The following is an 18,690-nucleotide window of genomic DNA, read 5'->3' as shown; positions in this document are numbered from 1 at the left end:
TTACATAAGGTGCACGGCTCATGCTTTCCACACCACCTGCAATCACCAAGTTCGCTTCACCTGCTTTAATCGCACGGGCAGCAATAGCAATCGCATCGAGTGATGAACCACACAAACGATTAATGGTGGTTGCTGGTACTTGATACGGCAAACCAGCAAGCAGTGCTGACATGCGGCCGACGTTACGGTTATCTTCACCCGCTTGGTTGGCACAGCCATAGATCACATCATCGACCTGTTCCCAATCTACATTTGGGTTACGCTGCATGAGAGCTTTAATCGGCACAGCGCCAAGGTCATCGGCACGGACAGGTGCAAGGCCACCGGCATAACGGCCGAATGGAGTACGGATGGCATCGATGATATAAGCGTTTTTTAATGTCATTTCCCTACTTCCTTACCCTTGAGTCGCATCAATCAAAGTTGCACCAGTCAAAGCCTGTAACTCATCAAAGCTAAGACCGTCAACTTTCTCAATCACCTTTAAACCATCTTTAGTCACATCAATCACACAAAGATCGGTGTAAATACGGTCAACACAGTGTTTACCCGTTACCGGATAAGTCAGCTCAGCCACAATTTTCGGCTCACCTTGCTTGGTCACATGGTCTGTGGTGATAAATACTTTTTTAGCACCTACAGCCAAATCCATCGCACCACCTACGGCAGGAATCGCATCAGGTGCACCCGTGTGCCAGTTCGCCAAATCACCATTCGCTGCCACCTGAAATGCACCAAGTACCGCAATATCAAGGTGACTACCACGCATCATGGCAAATGAGTCGCCATGGTGGAAAAAGCTGCCGCCTTCAAGCATGGTCACGAACTCTTTACCCGCATTAATCAGTTCAGGGTCTTCTTCACCTGCCGCTGGCGGTGGGCCAAAAGCCAATAGACCATTTTCAGAATGAAGGAAAATATCTTTGTCGTCAGGTAGATAGCTCGCAATTTTGGTTGGTAAACCAATACCCAAGTTCACATAGGCGCCATCTGGAATATCTTGTGCCACACGTTTTGCAATCTGGTCACGGCTGAGTTTCTGGTAGCTCATGTTATTTCTCCTTATTGCTTATTGTGCGGGTTGTACTTGTACAACATGCTGTACAAAGATACCTGGGGTGATGATGTGCTCAGGGTCTAATCCACCCAGTTCAACCACTTCAGAAACTTGAGCAATCGTGACATCCGCAGCCATGGCCATAATCGGGCCAAAGTTACGTGCAGATTTACGGTAAACCAGATTGCCCCAGCGGTCGCCCTTATAGGCTTTAATCAAGGCAAAATCAGCCTTGATCGGATATTCAAGTACGTAATCTTTCCCATCAATCTCGCGAGTTTCTTTGCCTTCGGCCAAAAGTGTTCCAAAACCTGTTGGTGTAAATACAGCACCTAAACCCATACCAGCAGCTTGAATACGACACGCCAGATTACCCTGTGGAACCACTTCAAGCTCAACTTTCCCAGCACGGTAAAGTTCATCAAACACATAAGAGTCTGACTGACGAGGGAAAGAACAAATCACTTTTTTAACCGAACCAGCCTTAAGCAGTTTAGCCAGACCGTAATCGCCATTACCGGCGTTATTGCTGACAATGGTTAAATCTTTAATACCCAGTTCAATAAGACCGTCAATGAGTTCAGCGGGTTGTCCTGCGGTACCAAAACCACCAATCAGAATGGTTGCACCATCTTTAATTTGCGATAGAACCTCGCTAAGAGAGGACTTACTTTTGTCAATCATTAGACAACTCCATTGTGCTCATTGAAGAAGAGAAAGGTAAGAAAATAGGCACACTGGGGTAATAAGATAGATAAATATTTCACTCAATCCCGAGTGTTTCCCTTAGATTTCCCTTTTGATTATTTTTGATAATTTTCAGATTTTGATCTAGTAAGCTACATACATTTTTGTTCGATTTAGGATTTTTTTGTTCGACTATCGAACATTATCTAATTAAATTACATAATGATGTTATCTACTTCCGCTATAAAAAAAATATAAATTATTTTGAATAGATGTGTAGAAATGAAACGTATACTTAGGCTATTTTAAAATAAAATAGCCTGCTATTAAGTATATAAAATATTAAGATTGTGATTGCAGAATCAAACGCGCAAGTTCTAAATCATCGGGATAAGTAATTTTTATATTATCAGACCGTCCCATAACTACATGTACGCTCTCCCCCATAAACTCAAGCGCGCTTGCCTCATCAGTAATAGTCAAATTATTAATGAGCGCTTGTTCAATCGCCTTTTTAAGTGTCCCAATTTTTGCAATTTGAGGCGTTTGAGCCTGCCACAATAACTCTCGACTTACCGTTTTATTAATCTGCTGTTCTTTATCTACAAGCTTCAACGTATCGCGCACAGGAATTGCCAAAATAGCACTTTGATTTGAACTTATCGCATGCAAAACAAGAGCATTTAAGCAATCAAGAGTTACACAAGGTCGTGCAGCATCGTGTACCAACACCCAATCATCTTCATCTGTAATTTGTGACAGATAATTTAGCGCATTTAAAACCGAATGGACTCGCTCAGCACCACCATTACAAAAATGTGCCTTATGCTTTTCGCTAAAAGCTAAAGTAGAAGCAAGAGTATCCTGCGCACCAATTGCTAAGACATAGCCAGCTAATGGAAGCTCAGCTAAACGCTTAACAGTATGCTCTAACACTGTCACATCTTGAATGTATTGATATTGCTTTAATTCAGTTTTGGAAAAACGACTTCCTGAACCAGCAGCAGGAATAACTGCCCATAGTTTAGTCTGGGATATCTGGTGATGGAGGTGTCTCATTAGTTTCCAAATCTACTTTAGCGTTCGGGTCAATATAAATAGGCTTATAATTAGTACTGATTGTACTCATTTGAACAAATGTTTCGTGAGGCTTAACCAAACCAAGATCCAGACGAGCATGTTCTTCTATCGCTTCCGTACCATTTTTTAGGTCGAAAACCTCAGCTGCCAAAATACGGTTTCGTTCTTTAAGCTCATCATTTACTTCAGCTTGTTGTTGAATTTGCTGCATAAGTGCTTGATGAGGAAAATAACCACCCTCACCTAACCAGAACTGATATTGCAATATAGCTACTAAAACAATAACCAGTAGCAAAATAAGTTTGCTTGAAGTGGATCGAAATACTTCTAACATAGCATTAAGAGCTTTAATTAAAAACTTTATTAAGTTTTTGTATTGTATGACAATTTACAAGCGACATGCAAAATTCCTGCAACATTCCTGCAAAACTATGAATGGCCATATTACTTTAAATTAACCATTGTGACATGTTTCATTTTGTCAAAATTAAACTCAATTGGAAAGGAAAATAATGTTTATAAACACAACTGTTTATAAATCAATCTATGCATATAAAAGTGATTGTTAAGAATGATTAAAAACTGCCAATATCATCGAAAAACCAGCAATCACCAACATACAATCTAGCAATAAATCAAAAGTTTTCTCAGACATCTTTATTACAAAAGTTTTGCCAATATAATTGCCAATAATTAGAGAAAAACCAACAGCAACTCCCGCAATTAAAATATTTTGTTTTAAAACGCCAAGTGCACCAAAAGTTAAGCTTTTTGTTACGTAGATACCAAATGAAGCGGCAGCCTCAGTCGCCAAGAGAGCTCCCTTCGTTAAAACGAAACCATTAAAAACTGGGAGTAATAAGGGGCCTGTCGAAAAAACAACACCTGTGATATAGCCCAGCACTCCCCCAGCAATGACCATTTGCCATGAACTAAATTTAAAACTATGACGTTTGGCATAATGCCTAATCGGTATTAAACAGAAGAAAAATACACCTATACATAAGTTAGACAATACAGATGACATCACCCATAATGTATTGGCTCCTAGTATCGTTGCTGGTATGCCCAAACTTGTAAATAAAAGAAATGCTCTAATATTAAGCTCTTTACGCCACATTATCACACGTGAAATGTTCCCCATAATTGCAGCAATTGCCATAATAGGTACAGCAAGTTTGGCCCCAAAAATATAAGCAAGAATTGGTAATAAAATAATTGATGATCCAGTTCCAACTACTCCACTAATCAGCCCTGAAAGAACTCCAATAACAGCAAGTGCCACATAGATCATAGGCCAAACCAAAATAATTATTCTTGAGAGACTACAATAATCTATGTATTAAAATCGCACTACGAATTTCATTTATTTTTAATTAATACACGATCACACATCTTTTGTATTTTTAACCAATAACCAATTAAAAACTATAGTTTTTTGATTTTTATTTTGCTATGAATTTTAAATCTACCCTATCTGTAAAATTTGAAAAAGCGAGATAAAGATGGATCTTTCTAATATTTTTATTGGTGATACCACATGGAGCTTTGCTTTAGAAATTTTAATAAGATGCGCTGTCATGTTCATTATTATCATTAGCTTTTTAAGACTATCTGGTAAACGTGGTATTCGACAACTCTCTTTATTCGAACTAGCTATCATTTTATGTTTAGGATCTGCAGCTGGTGACCCTATGTTTACTAAAGACGTTCCAATTGCACACGCTTTAGTAGTTTTTGTTGCAATCCTCTTTTTATATCGCCTTATCACTTGGGGTATGATAAAGCACAAAAAAATTGAAACATTGTTAGAAGGAAGAGCTCTTTGCGTCGTCAAAGAGGGTCTTTTGGTCTACAAAGATTTTCAGAAACAAACATATTCTCACGATGAATTTTTCTCAGAAATGCGGCAACAGAATGTAGAACACTTAGGTCAAGTCAGAACAGCCTTACTTGAGTCCGATGGGATTTTGAGCTTGCTTTATTATGAGGATGAAGATGTTAAATGGGGACTTCCTTTATTCCCAGATGCCTATCATAAAGCTGATGTACTTAAAATTAATACTTTTTATTCTTGTATGAAATGTGGCGAGACTAAGGTTTTAAATAAACTCGATCAACAATGTTCTCGTTGTCATCATCATAGTTGGGCTGAATCTTTAAAAACTCGGCGTTTAGGATAAATAAAAAAAGTGCTATTTCTAAGAAGTAGAAATAGCACTTTTATTTTAAATATTAATTTTTCATCAATATTTAAATAAGCAAAGCATTATTCAAAAGATTAGTTTAAACCTTTGAACTCAGCTTTACCGCGGTAAGCCGCTTTAGTCATTTCTTCAATACGAAGCAATTGGTTATATTTAGCAACACGGTCAGAACGGCAAAGTGAACCAGTTTTGATTTGACCAGCTGCAGTACCTACTGCCAAATCAGCAATAGTTGAATCTTCTGTTTCACCAGAACGGTGAGAAATAACAGTTGAGTAACCATTTGCTTTAGCAAGGTAGATTGCATCTAAAGTTTCAGTCAATGTACCAATCTGGTTGTATTTGATAAGAATCGAGTTACCAACTTTCTCATCAATACCACGTTGTAAAATCTTAGGGTTAGTTACGAATAAATCGTCACCAACCAATTGGATTTTATCGCCAAGGATTGAAGTTAAGTAGCTCCAACCTTCCCAATCAGATTCATCTAAACCATCTTCGATTGAAATAATCGGATATTGATTTACAAGACCAGCTAAGTAGTCTGCAAATTGATGACTTGTAAATGCACGGTTGCCTTCACCTTCTAAAACGTATTGACCGTTTTTGTAGAATTCTGAAGATGCACAGTCAAGTGCAAGCATCATATCTGAACCAGCTTTATAACCAGTTTGTTCAATTGCTTGAAGAATTACAGTAATTGCTTCTTCGTTTGAACGAAGGTTAGGTGCAAAACCACCTTCATCACCCACAGCAGTATTCAAACCTTGTTTCTTTAAAACTGATTTTAAAGAATGGAATACTTCAGCACCAGCACGCAAAGCTTCACCAAATGAAGTGAAGCCTACTGGCTCAATCATAAACTCTTGAATATCAACAGTGTTGTCAGCATGCTCACCACCGTTCAAGATGTTCATCATCGGTACAGGCATTGTCAAAATTGTTTGACCACGAAGATCTGCGATGTATTGGAAAAGAGGAAGTTTCTTTTCTTCAGCAGCAGCACGCGCAGCAGCCAATGACACAGCCAAAGTTGCGTTAGCACCTAATTTTTCTTTGTTTTCAGTGCCATCAAGCGCGATCATTGTGTTATCAATGTCTTTTTGCTCAAAAACTGATTTACCCAACAAAGCATCACGAATCAACGTATTAACGTTATTAACTGCTGTACGAACGCCTTTACCTAAGTAACGTGATTTATCACCGTCACGCAGTTCTAAAGCTTCACGAGAACCAGTTGAAGCACCAGACGGTGCACATGCACGACCAACAACGCCAGATTCTAAAATTACGTCTGCTTCGATGGTTGGGTTACCACGAGAGTCCAAAATTTCACGTGCACGAATGTCAACGATTTGGCTCATGAACAATTCCTCTGTTGAATGAATAACGAGATGCAGATTACTGCATCAATGGGTGTCTAACTTTTTGAATCCTTTAACTAAAGTATCCAATTCTTTTATTTGCGCCAAGAATGGCTCAAGTTGTGACATACGTAATGCACAAGGTCCATCGCATTTTGCATGTTCTGGATCTGGATGAGCTTCCAAGAATAGCCCAGCCAAGCCAGTTGCCATTCCAGCACGTGCTAAAGTTGTAATTTGAGCACGACGACCACCTGCCGAGTCAGCACGACCACCAGGGGTTTGCAACGCATGTGTCACATCAAAGAAAACTGGCACATTCATTTCTTTCATGATGTCAAAGCCAAGCATATCTACAACAAGATTGTTATAACCAAATGCTGAACCACGTTCACAAAGAATGAGTTTGTCATTTCCTGCTTCTAAACATTTGTGCAGAATATGACGCATTTCATGAGGTGCTAAAAACTGGGCTTTCTTAATATTAATAATAGCTTGTGTTTTTGCCATCGCTTCAACAAGATCAGTCTGACGACTTAAGAAAGCAGGTAACTGAATAATATCGGCTACTTCTGCAACTGGTGCAGCTTGATATGGTTCATGCACATCAGTAATGATCGGAACATTAAAATGCTTTTTAATATCACCTAACCATTCAATACCTTTTTCAAGTCCAGGGCCACGGAATGAATGTAGACTAGAACGATTTGCCTTATCGAAACTCGCTTTAAAAACATAAGGAATTTCTAAACGTTTGCAAATATCTACATACGTTTCTGCAATTTCAAAAGCTAAATCTTTTGATTCAAGTACGTTCATTCCGCCAAATAATACAAATGGCAAATGATTTGCCATTTGTATATTGCCTAAACGTACAACTTCTTGTGGTTTTAATTGTGACATTTAAACTTTCCCAGTTTATTTAAATCGCATTATTTACTTTTTTGATGCTGAGTTTTCGCAGCGTCAATAAAACTAGCAAATAATGGATGTCCATCACGTGGTGAACTTGTAAATTCCGGGTGGAATTGTACAGCAATAAACCAAGGATGTTCAGGAATTTCTACAGTTTCAACCAAATGTTGTGCTGAAGAATAACCAGAAATTTTCATACCAGCTTTTTCAATCGACTCAATGAAACGGTTATTCATTTCATAACGGTGACGATGACGTTCAGTGATCTCAGCTTTTCCGTAGACTTCACGTGTTTTTGTGCCTTCAACCAATTCTGATTTTTGTGCACCTAAACGCATTGTTCCGCCCAAATCAGATTCGAGACTGCGTTGTTGTAATTCACCACGCTCATCCAACCACTCAGTAATTAAGCCAATAAGTGGATATTTTGTAGAGCGGTTAAATTCTGTAGAAGAAGCTTCTGGCATACCTGCAACATGGCGAGCATATTCAATAACTGCCAATTGCATGCCTAAACAAATTCCTAAGAAAGGAATACGATTTTCACGAGCGTACTGAATAGCTTTCATTTTGCCTTCAGTACCACGTTCACCAAAACCACCTGGAACTAAAATTGCATCAGCTGTACTTAAAATAGATACATCTTGACTCTCAAGCTCTTCAGCATTGACGTAATCAATTTGTACTTTTACGCGATTCTTAATACCAGCATGTAATAATGCTTCATTTACAGACTTATAAGCATCTGGTAATTCAACATATTTACCAACCATAGCTACACGTAAAGTGTATTCAGGGTTCAACAATGCTTCGACTACATTGTCCCAATCTTCTAGGTTTGCTTCTGGAAGATCATTAAATCCAAAACGTTCACAGATCAAGTCATCAACGTTTTGTTCATAGAATGTACGTGGAATTTGATAAATCGTTTTCGCATCTTTACATACCACTACAGCGCGCGCTTCTACGTTAGTGAACAATGCAATTTTGCGTTTAGTATCAACATCTACATCATATTCAGTACGGCAGATCAGAATATCTGGCTGAATACCAATTGAAAGTAACTCTTTTACAGAGTGCTGAGTTGGTTTAGTTTTCAACTCTGCTGCCGATTTAATATATGGCAACAAGGTTAAATGCATAAGCATGGTACGTTTATGACCAAGCTCAACCATTAACTGACGAACCGACTCCATGAACGGTAATGATTCGATATCACCTACGGTGCCACCAATTTCTACAATAGCAACATCATAGCCTTCGCCTGCGCGAAGAACACGTTCTTTAATATTATCGGTAATATGAGGAATAACCTGAACTGTACCACCCAAGTAATCACCACGACGCTCTTTATTTAAAACGTCTTGATATACGCGACCACTCGTAAAGTTGTTTAGCTTGGTCATTTTAGCGCGACGTAAGAAACGTTCGTAATAACCCAGATCGAGGTCGGTTTCTGCACCATCTTCGGTAACAAAAACTTCACCATGCTGGAATGGGCTCATTGTCCCTGGATCGACATTAATATAAGGATCCATTTTAACCATTGTGACTTTTAAGCCACGAGCTTCCAAAAGTGCAGCAACAGAAGCAGCAGAAATACCTTTACCTAGTGATGAAACCACACCACCAGTGACAAAAATAAAATGGGTCATTAAGTTTCTCATACAATCAAGCCGAAATCGGCCTACAATGTTTGGCAATTTTACTGTACTCTGCCCCTATAAAGCAAAGTCAAACCGCATCAATTCAAAGAACAATAAACAACTGGTTATTCTAGCAGCATTTTTAATAAAAAATTAGCTCAATCTCACATGATTTTTTCATTGCTATTTACTGTTATAATGCCAACTCCTCAATTAAATGTTGTTTAGGGCAATGGCAAATAAAAAACTTTTAATCTGTGCTGCAATTGCGGCTGGACTATTGTTAACCGCATGCGTTAAAAAAGAGACACCTAAAGAAGAAGAGCAAGACAAGGTTGAAACTGCTGTTTCAGAACCTCAACCAGCGAAGCCTGCAAAATTTGAGTCTTTAGAGAGTGTGGATACTCATCAAGAAGCTCAAGTTGAAGCACAACCACAAGTTGAAGTTCATCGTGAAGAAACAAACAACACTACAACTGAAATTCGCCGTGAAACTCGTCCTGCACATTCTGATGAATCTTCACAGACACAAGTTGCTGAACAACCTAAATCTGAGACACCAAAAGTAGAACCTAAACCAGAAAAGAAAACTGAGGCTAAAGCAGAACCTAAAGCTGAAAAAGCTCAGTCAAAACCAGCTAAAGCAACTGAATCTGCTAAGACAGAAGATGATGCAGTGGCTGCTGCAATTGCCGCTGCAACACCAGCGCTTAAGAACTAAGCGTGTGTCGGATAATGCCCAAATTAATTTTTTGATTTGGGCATTTATATAATATTCATAATAAAAATAAATTTAATTTCTTTGCTTTTATCTTCAAAACTTCTCTGCCTATCATTTCGGGACAATCTAGTTTCATCCATTCAAAAATCATTGACTCCAACCCTATCTACTTATACTTTCTATCATCAAGTTCCTTTTTAGAACTTAAAGATAAAAAGATTGGAGCAAGAAAATGAAAACAGCTTTAAACCGTGTACCCGCCTCTTTTCCAGTACGTCGTATGGACTACAATTTTGAAAATATTCCACGTTATTGGTGCAATCACGAGCCCTCACTCACCCATTATTTCACAGGTCTTTCTACTTTGTTTCCCGAAGGAGAATCATACTTTGTTAGATCTGTGCGTGCTTTACGTGCTAAGGCAAAAGAAAATGAAACTTTAGACAGAGAGATTGGTGCTTTCATTGGCCAAGAAGCAATGCATTCTAAAGAGCATCATGCTTTTCATGTTAGTGCACAGCAGCATGGTTTAAATCCTGAGTCTCTAGAAAAAGCAACAGGGATTATTCTTAAAGGTATTGAAAAAGTTTTTAGCAAAAAATGGAATTTACTTGTAACGGTTGGTTTAGAGCACTACACCGCAGTACTTGTAGTTAGCATGATGCAATCAGTAAATGAGCTTATGACTGATACTACTATTCGTAACTTATGGCTATGGCACAGCGTAGAAGAAACCGAACACAAAGCTGTTGCATTCGACTTATATCAGCATTTATATGGCAACGGATTAAGTGCTTATATTCCACGTATTTCAGTATTTACTTTTAGTTTAATCCTGATTACCGCTTTTTCGACCATTTACCAAATTATTTTAATGAAACGCGACAAACAACTGACTAATTTTAAAACTTGGCGCAACTTTTTTGGTTTTGCAAGCACACAATATAAAGCTTTAATTCCAAAGTTTCTTGAATATTATCGTTTTAACTTTCACCCCAACCAAACAGATGAGAAAGCTCTGGTTGCTGCTACCAAAGTAAAACTTGGAATAAATGAATCACTACTTTTATCTTAAGGGGTAAAAAAATAAAGCCCAAAGTCTGGGCTTTATTGATGCATTTGATGATTGTCTATTTATTACGTTCAATTAAAAAATAATCAGACATGAGACGTGCTGCCCATGAAGTGCTACGCCACCCTTCATAAAATGCACAATGACTCCCTTTTTTAGTTGTCACTACAGCTACAGTACTCATTTGTTGAATTGGCTCTTTATATGGCTCCAAATTTTTAATTGAACAAACTGGGTCATCTTCAGCATTCAAAATCACTAATGGAATTTTAATATTCTCAAAAACATAAATCGGGTTAATAGATTTACAGTAAGTTTCGTAATCTTGAAAACCAGCCATTTCGAAGTATTCTTTTTCAAATTCTTCTAAATTGGTAGTCGATAAAACTTTTTCTAAAGATGCAATTTTGCTCCACGTATTTTGATACGGATAAATAAAATACTTAAAGAGCTTTTTGGTCATCATTTTACTGTAAAAAGGATGAACATTTTTAAAACCAATTTCCGTGTTATAACCTGGACACATCGCAAAGGCAGCTTTAAAAGGCGTATCTTCACCTTGCTCACCCAAATAGCGAACAAGCAAGCCTGTACCTGCCGATGAACCTACCGCATATAAATCTGATGCGGGAAATAAGCTTTGAATATGGTCAAGCTGTTCTTTTAAATCACGAGTTGAACCAAAAAGAGAAATTTGTGGCACAGGCATTGGTAAACCTGCGTGACCACGGCGAAGGCATAATGCAATTCGCCAGCCTGTATATTGATTTAAATCGCGCACCAACTCACGCATACTCTCAGGAGTACCTGTAATGGTATGCATGATTACAACCGTTGGTGTATCTGCTGGTAAATTATAACCATACCAAGCAATTGCGGTAATACCGCCATCACTCATCGTAAGTTGATCAATCCGGTCATATTCCAATTTTATTGATTGTTTTCTAATAAGATCGAAATAGAGTAAATGAACATGATTATTCGTCAACCAAGGTGTAGGACGATATTTCTGCTTGAGTTGAGGGAGCTTCTCCAACACATCTTTTATTTGCCCTTGAGGATCATAATAAACTTTTGGATGCTCTGCCCCTAATACTAAATCGAACAACTCTGAACCGAAATCTTTAATTTTACTAAAAACAGATATGCCCATATCCAATGACTACCTATGACTATGAGTGAAATGATTGCCGCACTAAAGCTGCAATCTGCCTTCCCCAAATTTCGTAAACTTCCTTACTAGGATGAAAACCATCACTTGCCATTGTCAAATTCATGGCTTGAAAAGTTTCAATATCATATTGAAGAAATTTAAACTGGCTCTGTGGTGCTAACCATTGCTGTAATTTTTGATTCATTTGCTCTGCATATTGCCCAAATAACCAAGCCAATGGATTGGGTAAAGCTGGGAAATGTTGCATTGGAGGCACTCCAGAAACAATGATCAGTTTTGGTTGAAAACGTTTCTGAATATGCTCAAATAATTGTTTTTGTTGTTGGATCCATGATTTGGCAGAAGTCAACTTAGTAACATCATTTACACCAATAGATGTCACAATTACATCATACTTCCGCTCTTCTAAATGCTGTAAAGCATGAAAAACTTGTCGGGTCGTATCACCAGTTTTGGCATGAAGTTTCCACTGGAGGAAAAATTCATTTTGCAGTTCTTGAATAATAGCACCAGACAAAGCATCTTTTTGTGTTTCTACACCCACGCCAGCTGCTGCTGAATCTCCCAAAATAAGCAGAGATAAAGGCTTGCCTTGACCAATGCCACCTTCTCGTTCACCTTTAGGCTCTAATAAACGTGGAGTATTCTTTCGGACTTTATTGCCTTGCACAAATAATATAGGCAATAAAAGCAATGTTGAAAGTTTTAACCACATTTAATATACCTCAAAAAACTTAGGCTATTTAATAAAAAACTATTGAGGTTTGAACTGAGTAATTCTTGCACCCATTTGTTCAGCCAATGCAGCTAAACCACTCATTGGACGAATCATTACTTCAAAATCAATAATTTTACCGTGCTCATTAAAACGGATCATATCAATCCCTTTCAATAATTTGTCACCTACATTCGCACTAAACTCAAGCACTACATTTTCGCCATCTTCTGTGTAGAATTCTCTGTGATAGGTAAAGTTTTCAAATACCTGAATCACATTAGTAAGAATAAAGAAAACAACTTGTCTTCCCTCATAAGGTTTATAAGCAACCGGTGAACGGAAAACGACATCATCTGCGAGCAAATCATTTAAGTTCGATAAGTCGTTTGATTGAATCATGTGGTGCCATTTTTCTAATGACTGTTTCGTTGTTACAAGTGTCATTTTTCTTTTCCTTCAAATTGGTTTTAGTAGTGAGCATTCTCTTAATTAAGACAATGCTCACTTAACTCATTAAAGAACCGCTGCTAGTTCAGCACCTTGACGAATAGCACGTTTAGCATCCAACTCACCGGCTTCTTTAGCACCACCAATCAAATGAACATTCTTACCATCTGCTTTTAATTGGTCATACATCGCCGTAAATGATTCTTGGCCCGCACAAATTACGACATTATCAACTTCAAGCACTGTTGGTTTTCCATCAACCGTAATATGAAGTCCTTGATCATCGACTTTTTCGTAGTGTACGCCTGCTAACATTTTCACGTTTCTATTCTTAAGCCCTGTACGGTGAATCCAACCAGTTGTTTTACCTAGTCCCGCACCCACAGAAGAAGCTTTGCGTTGTAACAAATAGATTTCTCGCTCAGAGGCCTCAACTTTCGGCTGCTTTAAACCACCAACATGCTCATAGTGAGTATCAATACCCCATTCTTCATAGAACTTTTCAGGATTTAAACTACCACTTTCACCTTCATGGGTTAGATATTCAGCGGTATCGAAACCGATACCACCTGCCCCAATAATGGCAACACGTTGACCTACTGGTACACGTTCTTTAAGTACTTGTAAGTAGCTCAACACTTTTGGATGATCAATACCTTCAAATTGTAATTGACGAGGTGTTACACCAGTTGCAACTACAATTTCATCGAAGCCCGATTGGCTTAACTCTTCATAAGTTGCTTTATGATTTAATACAAGTTCAATATTTGGACTTAGTTCAATTTGACGATTAAAATAACGTAATGTTTCGTAGAACTCTTCTTTACCCGGTACAGTTTTTGCGATATTAAACTGACCACCAATTTGATGGCTTGCTTCAAAAATTTTAACTTGGTGTCCACGATCTGCCGCATATACAGCAAAACTTAAACCTGCTGGTCCTGCACCAATGACAGCGATATTCTTCTGATTTTGTGCTTCTTTAAAAATCAGTTCTGTTTCATAACATGCGCGAGGGTTAACTAAACATGTTGCGATTTTCATAGAGAAAATATGATCAAGACAGGCTTGGTTACAGCCAATACAGGTATTGATTTCATCACTACGACCTTCACTTGCTTTTAAAACAAACTCAGGATCTGCAAGCATTGGACGTGCCATTGAAACCATATCAGCATGACCCGATGCTAATACATGCTCAGCCATTTCAGGTGTATTAATACGGTTTGAGGTAATTAATGGAACTGAAACTTCGCCTTTTAATTTTTCGGTGACCCAAGTAAATGCAGCTCTTGGTACTTTTGTGGCAATTGTTGGAATACGGGCTTCATGCCAGCCAATGCCTGTATTAATAATGGTAGCGCCTGCTTTTTCAATCGCTTTAGCAAGTTGAATGACTTCTTCTAAAGTAGAGCCACCTTCAACCAAATCAAGCATCGATAAACGATAAATAATAATAAAATTTTCACCGACTATTTCACGTGTGCGTTTTACGATCTCGATAGGAAAACGAATGCGGTTTTCATAGCTACCACCCCATTCATCGTCACGATGGTTTGTTCTTGCTGCTATAAACTCATTAATTAAATAACCTTCAGAGCCCATAATTTCAACACCGTCATAACCGGCATATTGCGCAAGCTTCGCACAGTTTGCAAAATCATCAATCGTTTGTTGAACCTCTGCAGAAGTCATTGCTTTAGGTTTAATTGGGTTAATTGGTGCTTGAATTGCCGAAGGCGCAACAATTTCTGGCTGATAAGAATATCGGCCTGTATGTAATATTTGTAATGCAATTTTTCCGCCAGCAGCATGGACGGCTTCGGTAATGACTTTATGTTTTTCAGCTTCTTCTGTGCTATCTAACTTAGAAGCATGAGCAAAGGTTAAACCTGCCTGATTGGGTGCAATACCGCCAGTAACAATGAGTCCAACATCCCCTTTAGCACGCTCTGCATAAAAAGCTGCCATACGTTCGTAACCACCTGACGCCTCTTCTAGACCAACGTGCATAGATCCCATCAATACGCGATTTTTTAATGTCGTAAAACCTAAATCTAATGGTTTTAATAAATGTGGATATAACGACATAACAACTCCTTGGCTTGCTAATATGCTTGCTTAATGCAACTTGTTGCACAAATTTATAATCAAATTTTGACTTTTATGCAACATGTTGCATAATCTTATGAGTCACACTTTACTTTTGCTTACAAACGGATTGCCATGTCACTTCCCCATGTTTTACTAACCAGCTTACTAGAACGTCCAAGCACTGGCTTTGAACTTGCTCGCCGTTTTGACCGTTCTATGGGCTTTTTTTGGAATGCCACACATCAGCAAATTTATCGTGAACTCAACAACATGCTTAAAAAAGGCTGGGTCTCTACTTTAGAAAATGAGATGGATAGTGGCCGAAAAAAAACTTATCAGGTCGAACAACTTGGGCGTATAGAACTGGCTTCATGGATGACACAGCAAAGTGAACCTGCACAGCTTAGAGATGACTTAATGGTAAGATTGCGTGCAGAAGCACAATTGAGCAATAATCAAATATTGCCCGAACTATTGCGACATCTTGGTTTACACAAAGAAAAGCTTAAGCTTTATCAAAGTATTTATGATAAAGATTTTAAAGACAACGATGACTTGAATAATCGAGTGCTATATATCCACAAAATGATCTTGGAACTCGGTATTACCATGGAAACTGAATGGATCAAATGGTTAGAACAAGTCATTCCTCAATTAAAACTTTTTGCTCAAGATAACGTATCTGGAGAATAAACATGCCTTATTACACCATGCCCGATCAGGAAAGTTTATTTGTACGCCGTGTTGGTCGTGGTGAACCGGTATTAGTATTATCTGGATTAGGTATGCAGAGTTGGCAATGGCTACCTTTTATCTATGCAAATCGTAAAGAATACGAGTTTATTATTCCTGACTGGCGTGGTTTTGGCGGTTCAAAAAATTGTGCCATTCCCGAGCAAGATGCCATTTCTAGTCATTGGCAAGATATTGCCCATTTAATTGAGCAATTAAAACTTGATAACTTTATTTTAATGGGCTACTCAATGGGCGCTACCACAGCAATGCATGGTATGAAGCATGCTCATCTGGCGCAGCAATTAAAAGCCTATTTACATATTGATCAAACGCCTAAAATATCAGTAGATTCAACGTGGCAATATGGTTTATTTGGCCCGCTACATGTTCAATTTAAACAACTACTCAATGATATTTATCAATTATTAGCAAAACACAAAAATGCCAAATACCTTTATGAATTATCGCTTCCAGACCGTCAGGAACTTGTACGATTATGGGTAGATTTTATTGAATTGCAAAGCAACAATCCATTTAGTCCATTTGTTTTTAAAACGGCTTTAAAACAACCTTTTTTACAGAAGTATCTATTACCCATTCAACGTTTAGACTACTTATTTTGGTATGTCGAAAATTATCTTTTTCACAATGAAGATTATCGTGAGGCACTTCAACAATTACAGTGCCCTACTACTTTCTTTATTGGCCGTAATTCGACACTTTACCCAGAAACTGGTCAAACACTGATTGCACACAGTGTTGAAAATGCAAAAGCAATTTATTTCGAGCGCTCAGGTCACACACCATTATTAACCGAACCGAAAAAATTCGGTCATGAAATCACCACTTTTTTATCCGAACTAAAACATGCTTCTTAAAAAAAGGGATCTGCTAAAACAGATCCCTTTTTTTTAAATTTATAAAATATTAAGCTGAATGAGCTAACTCATTTACCTTTAATTGTTCAGCAACGCTTAACAAAAGCTGCTCCGTTTTATCCCAGCCTAAACAACCATCTGTCACTGACTGCCCATAAGTCATTTCACATGAAATTTTCTGATTACCATCAACTAAATGGCTTTCAATCATGACACCCTTTACTTGCGTTTTTAAGCGCTCAGCAACGATTTGCTGTAAAACCTCTGGTTGATGTAAAGGATCTTTACCACTGTTGCCATGACTACAGTCAATAACTAATGCAGGAAGGTTTAGTTTATGTTTTTCACGTATTGCCTGAATTGAAGCTAAATCATAATTAGGACCATGATTTGCTCCACGCAAAATCAAATGCGGCAATGGGTTTCCAGCACTCTGAATAACTGAAGGTAAACCTTGCTGATTCATTCCTAAAAATTGATGCTCATTTTGTGCCGACTGAATAGCATCTAAAGCAATTTGAATTGAACCATCTGTACCATTCTTGAAACCAATGCTATATGGCATGTGACTTGAGATTTCACGGTGAATCTGAGACTCGCTGGTACGAGCACCAATTGCACCCCAAGCCAATAAATCATCAAAATAGCCCGTTGCCATTGGGCTTAGAATTTCGCTCGCAATCGGCAAACCCTTTTCAATAATTTGTAAATAAAGCTCACGTGATTTTTCTAAACCTAATTGTAGATTAGATGATCCATCAAGATTTGGATCATACATATAACCCTTCCAACCCACAGTTGTACGCGGCTTTTCAATATAAGCACGCATCACGATGAATATTTGATCTTTAACTTTTTCTTGTAATTTTTGCAGTTTTTCTGCGTATTCAAGAACCGCAACTGGGTCATGAATTGAACATGGTCCAGTAATAACCATGAGGCGCTGATCTTTACCAGCAAGAATATTTTGAATAATTTGGCGGTGTTCTGCAATTTGACGTGCGAAGGTCTGCACAAGCGGATATTTAGCTTTTAACTGGACAGGTAAACTAACTGGTGTTTCTTTTGTATTACTTTGAGTTAGTAGAGTATTTAAAGCATTCATTGGTCTTTTCCTTTGGACTGAAACCGAATCAGTCCGATCATTTATTTAAGCGTTTTGGATCTATTCGTTGGCAAAGGTAGGCAAAAGTAAAACCAATAAAAGTTGCTAAAGTATGAATAAGTCATGTTGTTCATTTTGAGTTCCTCGATTTGAAAAAGATAAAGCATAAAAAAACCTGATCGGGGTTGCCGATCAGGTATTAACTGTGATGGGCAACTTTCGTGCCCGAATACGCTCAGGCAACTATCTAAATTGCCAGAAATAAAAGTAAGCGTTAGAATTCACAGATTGATTTAACATCTTTATCTCAAATATTAAAAAATGTTCCTTAAATCTAAAATACGCATTGTTGATGAGTTTGACAAGTGTTTTTTGCGAAAATATTTCTTACTTTTTCACTTAAAACTTAACTGGCCACTTTCATAATTAACGGATTAATCCTTGCGGCTGTAAAATAATCAAACTGGCACCACAAAGTACAATCAACCCACCCAAAATATCCCATCTCGTTAAAGCAACCTGATCGACAAAACGTAGCCACATCAGCGCGGTAAAAATATAAATACCACCATAGGCCGCATAAATTCGTCCAGAGGCTGCGGGATGTAATGTAAGTAACCAAACAAAGAGAGCCAAGCTTAAGACTGTCGGCAACCACAACCAAGCGGACTTCCCTTCTTTTAGAATAAGATAAGGAAAGTAACACCCTAAAATCTCAGCGATGGCAGTAATAATAAATAACCCGAACACACTGAGTATTCGGGTTATAGAAAGACTATCAATTAACATA

20 protein-coding genes are annotated in these 18,690 nt (G+C 38.1%); 5 read left to right on the top strand and 15 right to left on the bottom strand.

From position 1 onward, the window contains the following. The 6 genes from MSG95_RS07950 to MSG95_RS07925 all read right to left on the bottom strand — a co-directional run. On the bottom strand, nt 1–385 hold a 385-nt coding region (locus MSG95_RS07950; protein ID WP_324624640.1), incomplete at its 3' end, for a beta-ketoacyl synthase N-terminal-like domain-containing protein. Nucleotides 386–397: 12 nt separating this feature from the next. Beyond that, entirely contained in the window at nt 398–1,051 is a 654-nt protein-coding gene (locus MSG95_RS07945; protein ID WP_077165643.1) for a 3-oxoacid CoA-transferase subunit B, read from the bottom strand. An 18-nt stretch (nt 1,052–1,069) separates the two neighbouring features. Next, nucleotides 1,070–1,741, bottom strand: a complete 672-nt coding sequence (locus tag MSG95_RS07940; RefSeq protein ID WP_019458793.1) for a 3-oxoacid CoA-transferase subunit A — start codon at nt 1,739–1,741, stop codon at nt 1,070–1,072. 345 nt (nt 1,742–2,086) lie between these two features. After that, nucleotides 2,087–2,803 carry a 2-C-methyl-D-erythritol 4-phosphate cytidylyltransferase gene (gene ispD, locus MSG95_RS07935; RefSeq protein ID WP_004701344.1) on the bottom strand — a complete coding sequence of 239 codons (717 nt, stop codon included), beginning with the start codon at nt 2,801–2,803 and terminating at the stop codon, nt 2,087–2,089. Beyond that, nucleotides 2,769–3,158 carry a cell division protein FtsB gene (gene ftsB, locus MSG95_RS07930; protein WP_004701341.1) on the bottom strand — a complete coding sequence of 130 codons (390 nt, stop codon included), beginning with the start codon at nt 3,156–3,158 and terminating at the stop codon, nt 2,769–2,771. The genes ispD and ftsB overlap by 35 nt, the downstream gene beginning before the upstream one ends. Before the next feature lie 231 nt (nt 3,159–3,389). Further along, complete coding sequence (locus MSG95_RS07925; protein WP_077165644.1) at nt 3,390–4,118, bottom strand: sulfite exporter TauE/SafE family protein; 729 nt, start codon at nt 4,116–4,118, stop codon at nt 3,390–3,392. A gap of 211 nt (nt 4,119–4,329) precedes the next feature. Here MSG95_RS07925 and MSG95_RS07920 point away from each other — a divergent pair, with 211 nt between their 5' ends. Continuing rightward, entirely contained in the window at nt 4,330–5,007 is a 678-nt protein-coding gene (locus MSG95_RS07920) for a DUF421 domain-containing protein (RefSeq protein WP_151819508.1), read from the top strand. Nucleotides 5,008–5,105: 98 nt separating this feature from the next. Here MSG95_RS07920 and eno read toward each other — a convergent pair whose 3' ends face one another. Genes eno through MSG95_RS07905 form a run of 3 tightly spaced genes read right to left on the bottom strand, consistent with a single transcriptional unit; the run spans nt 5,106 to nt 8,965 of the window. Next, complete coding sequence (gene eno / locus MSG95_RS07915) at nt 5,106–6,395, bottom strand: phosphopyruvate hydratase (protein WP_077166049.1); 1,290 nt, start codon at nt 6,393–6,395, stop codon at nt 5,106–5,108. 45 nt (nt 6,396–6,440) lie between these two features. Next, nucleotides 6,441–7,298: a 3-deoxy-8-phosphooctulonate synthase gene (gene kdsA, locus MSG95_RS07910; protein WP_077166050.1), complete on the bottom strand. Its 858-nt coding sequence runs from the start codon at nt 7,296–7,298 to the stop codon at nt 6,441–6,443. A 29-nt stretch (nt 7,299–7,327) separates the two neighbouring features. Next, nucleotides 7,328–8,965, bottom strand: coding sequence for a CTP synthase (locus MSG95_RS07905; RefSeq protein ID WP_004701331.1), 1,638 nt, complete (start codon nt 8,963–8,965; stop codon nt 7,328–7,330). Between the two features lie 223 nt (nt 8,966–9,188). Between MSG95_RS07905 and MSG95_RS07900 the strand changes: the two genes are divergently transcribed. Next, nucleotides 9,189–9,677, top strand: coding sequence for a hypothetical protein (locus tag MSG95_RS07900; protein ID WP_004701329.1), 489 nt, complete (start codon nt 9,189–9,191; stop codon nt 9,675–9,677). 232 nt (nt 9,678–9,909) lie between these two features. After that, complete coding sequence (locus MSG95_RS07895; RefSeq protein ID WP_139344809.1) at nt 9,910–10,752, top strand: metal-dependent hydrolase; 843 nt, start codon at nt 9,910–9,912, stop codon at nt 10,750–10,752. Between the two features lie 55 nt (nt 10,753–10,807). Here the strand turns inward: MSG95_RS07895 and MSG95_RS07890 are convergent, their stop codons facing one another. The 4 genes from MSG95_RS07890 to MSG95_RS07875 all read right to left on the bottom strand — a co-directional run bounded on the left by MSG95_RS07890 (nt 10,808) and on the right by MSG95_RS07875 (nt 15,179). Next, nucleotides 10,808–11,902, bottom strand: coding sequence for a YheT family hydrolase (locus MSG95_RS07890; protein WP_077166051.1), 1,095 nt, complete (start codon nt 11,900–11,902; stop codon nt 10,808–10,810). A gap of 19 nt (nt 11,903–11,921) precedes the next feature. Further along, nucleotides 11,922–12,638 carry an SGNH/GDSL hydrolase family protein gene (locus MSG95_RS07885; protein WP_077166052.1) on the bottom strand — a complete coding sequence of 239 codons (717 nt, stop codon included), beginning with the start codon at nt 12,636–12,638 and terminating at the stop codon, nt 11,922–11,924. 39 nt (nt 12,639–12,677) lie between these two features. Continuing rightward, complete coding sequence (locus tag MSG95_RS07880; protein WP_077166053.1) at nt 12,678–13,085, bottom strand: nuclear transport factor 2 family protein; 408 nt, start codon at nt 13,083–13,085, stop codon at nt 12,678–12,680. Between the two features lie 69 nt (nt 13,086–13,154). Then, nucleotides 13,155–15,179, bottom strand: coding sequence for an NADPH-dependent 2,4-dienoyl-CoA reductase (locus tag MSG95_RS07875; RefSeq protein WP_077166054.1), 2,025 nt, complete (start codon nt 15,177–15,179; stop codon nt 13,155–13,157). A gap of 135 nt (nt 15,180–15,314) precedes the next feature. Between MSG95_RS07875 and MSG95_RS07870 the strand changes: the two genes are divergently transcribed. Together MSG95_RS07870 and MSG95_RS07865 are read left to right on the top strand one after the other, a co-directional pair. Beyond that, entirely contained in the window at nt 15,315–15,875 is a 561-nt protein-coding gene (locus MSG95_RS07870) for a PadR family transcriptional regulator (RefSeq protein ID WP_004701316.1), read from the top strand. A 2-nt stretch (nt 15,876–15,877) separates the two neighbouring features. After that, entirely contained in the window at nt 15,878–16,795 is a 918-nt protein-coding gene (locus tag MSG95_RS07865; protein WP_077166055.1) for an alpha/beta fold hydrolase, read from the top strand. A 49-nt stretch (nt 16,796–16,844) separates the two neighbouring features. On the opposite strand, the gene MSG95_RS07860 is transcribed toward MSG95_RS07865, so the two are convergent. Beyond that, entirely contained in the window at nt 16,845–17,900 is a 1,056-nt protein-coding gene (locus tag MSG95_RS07860; protein ID WP_077166056.1) for a 3-deoxy-7-phosphoheptulonate synthase, read from the bottom strand. Nucleotides 17,901–18,326: 426 nt separating this feature from the next. Continuing rightward, entirely contained in the window at nt 18,327–18,689 is a 363-nt protein-coding gene (locus tag MSG95_RS07855) for a YnfA family protein (protein ID WP_049065675.1), read from the bottom strand. Between the last annotated feature and the right edge of the window lies 1 nt (nt 18,690).

Source organism: Acinetobacter sp. IK23 (assembly GCF_035615275.1).
Classification (GTDB): domain Bacteria; phylum Pseudomonadota; class Gammaproteobacteria; order Pseudomonadales; family Moraxellaceae; genus Acinetobacter; species Acinetobacter seifertii.
The sequence above is the reverse complement of the archived record's forward strand: the minus strand, read 5'-3'. Positions and strand labels throughout refer to the sequence as shown.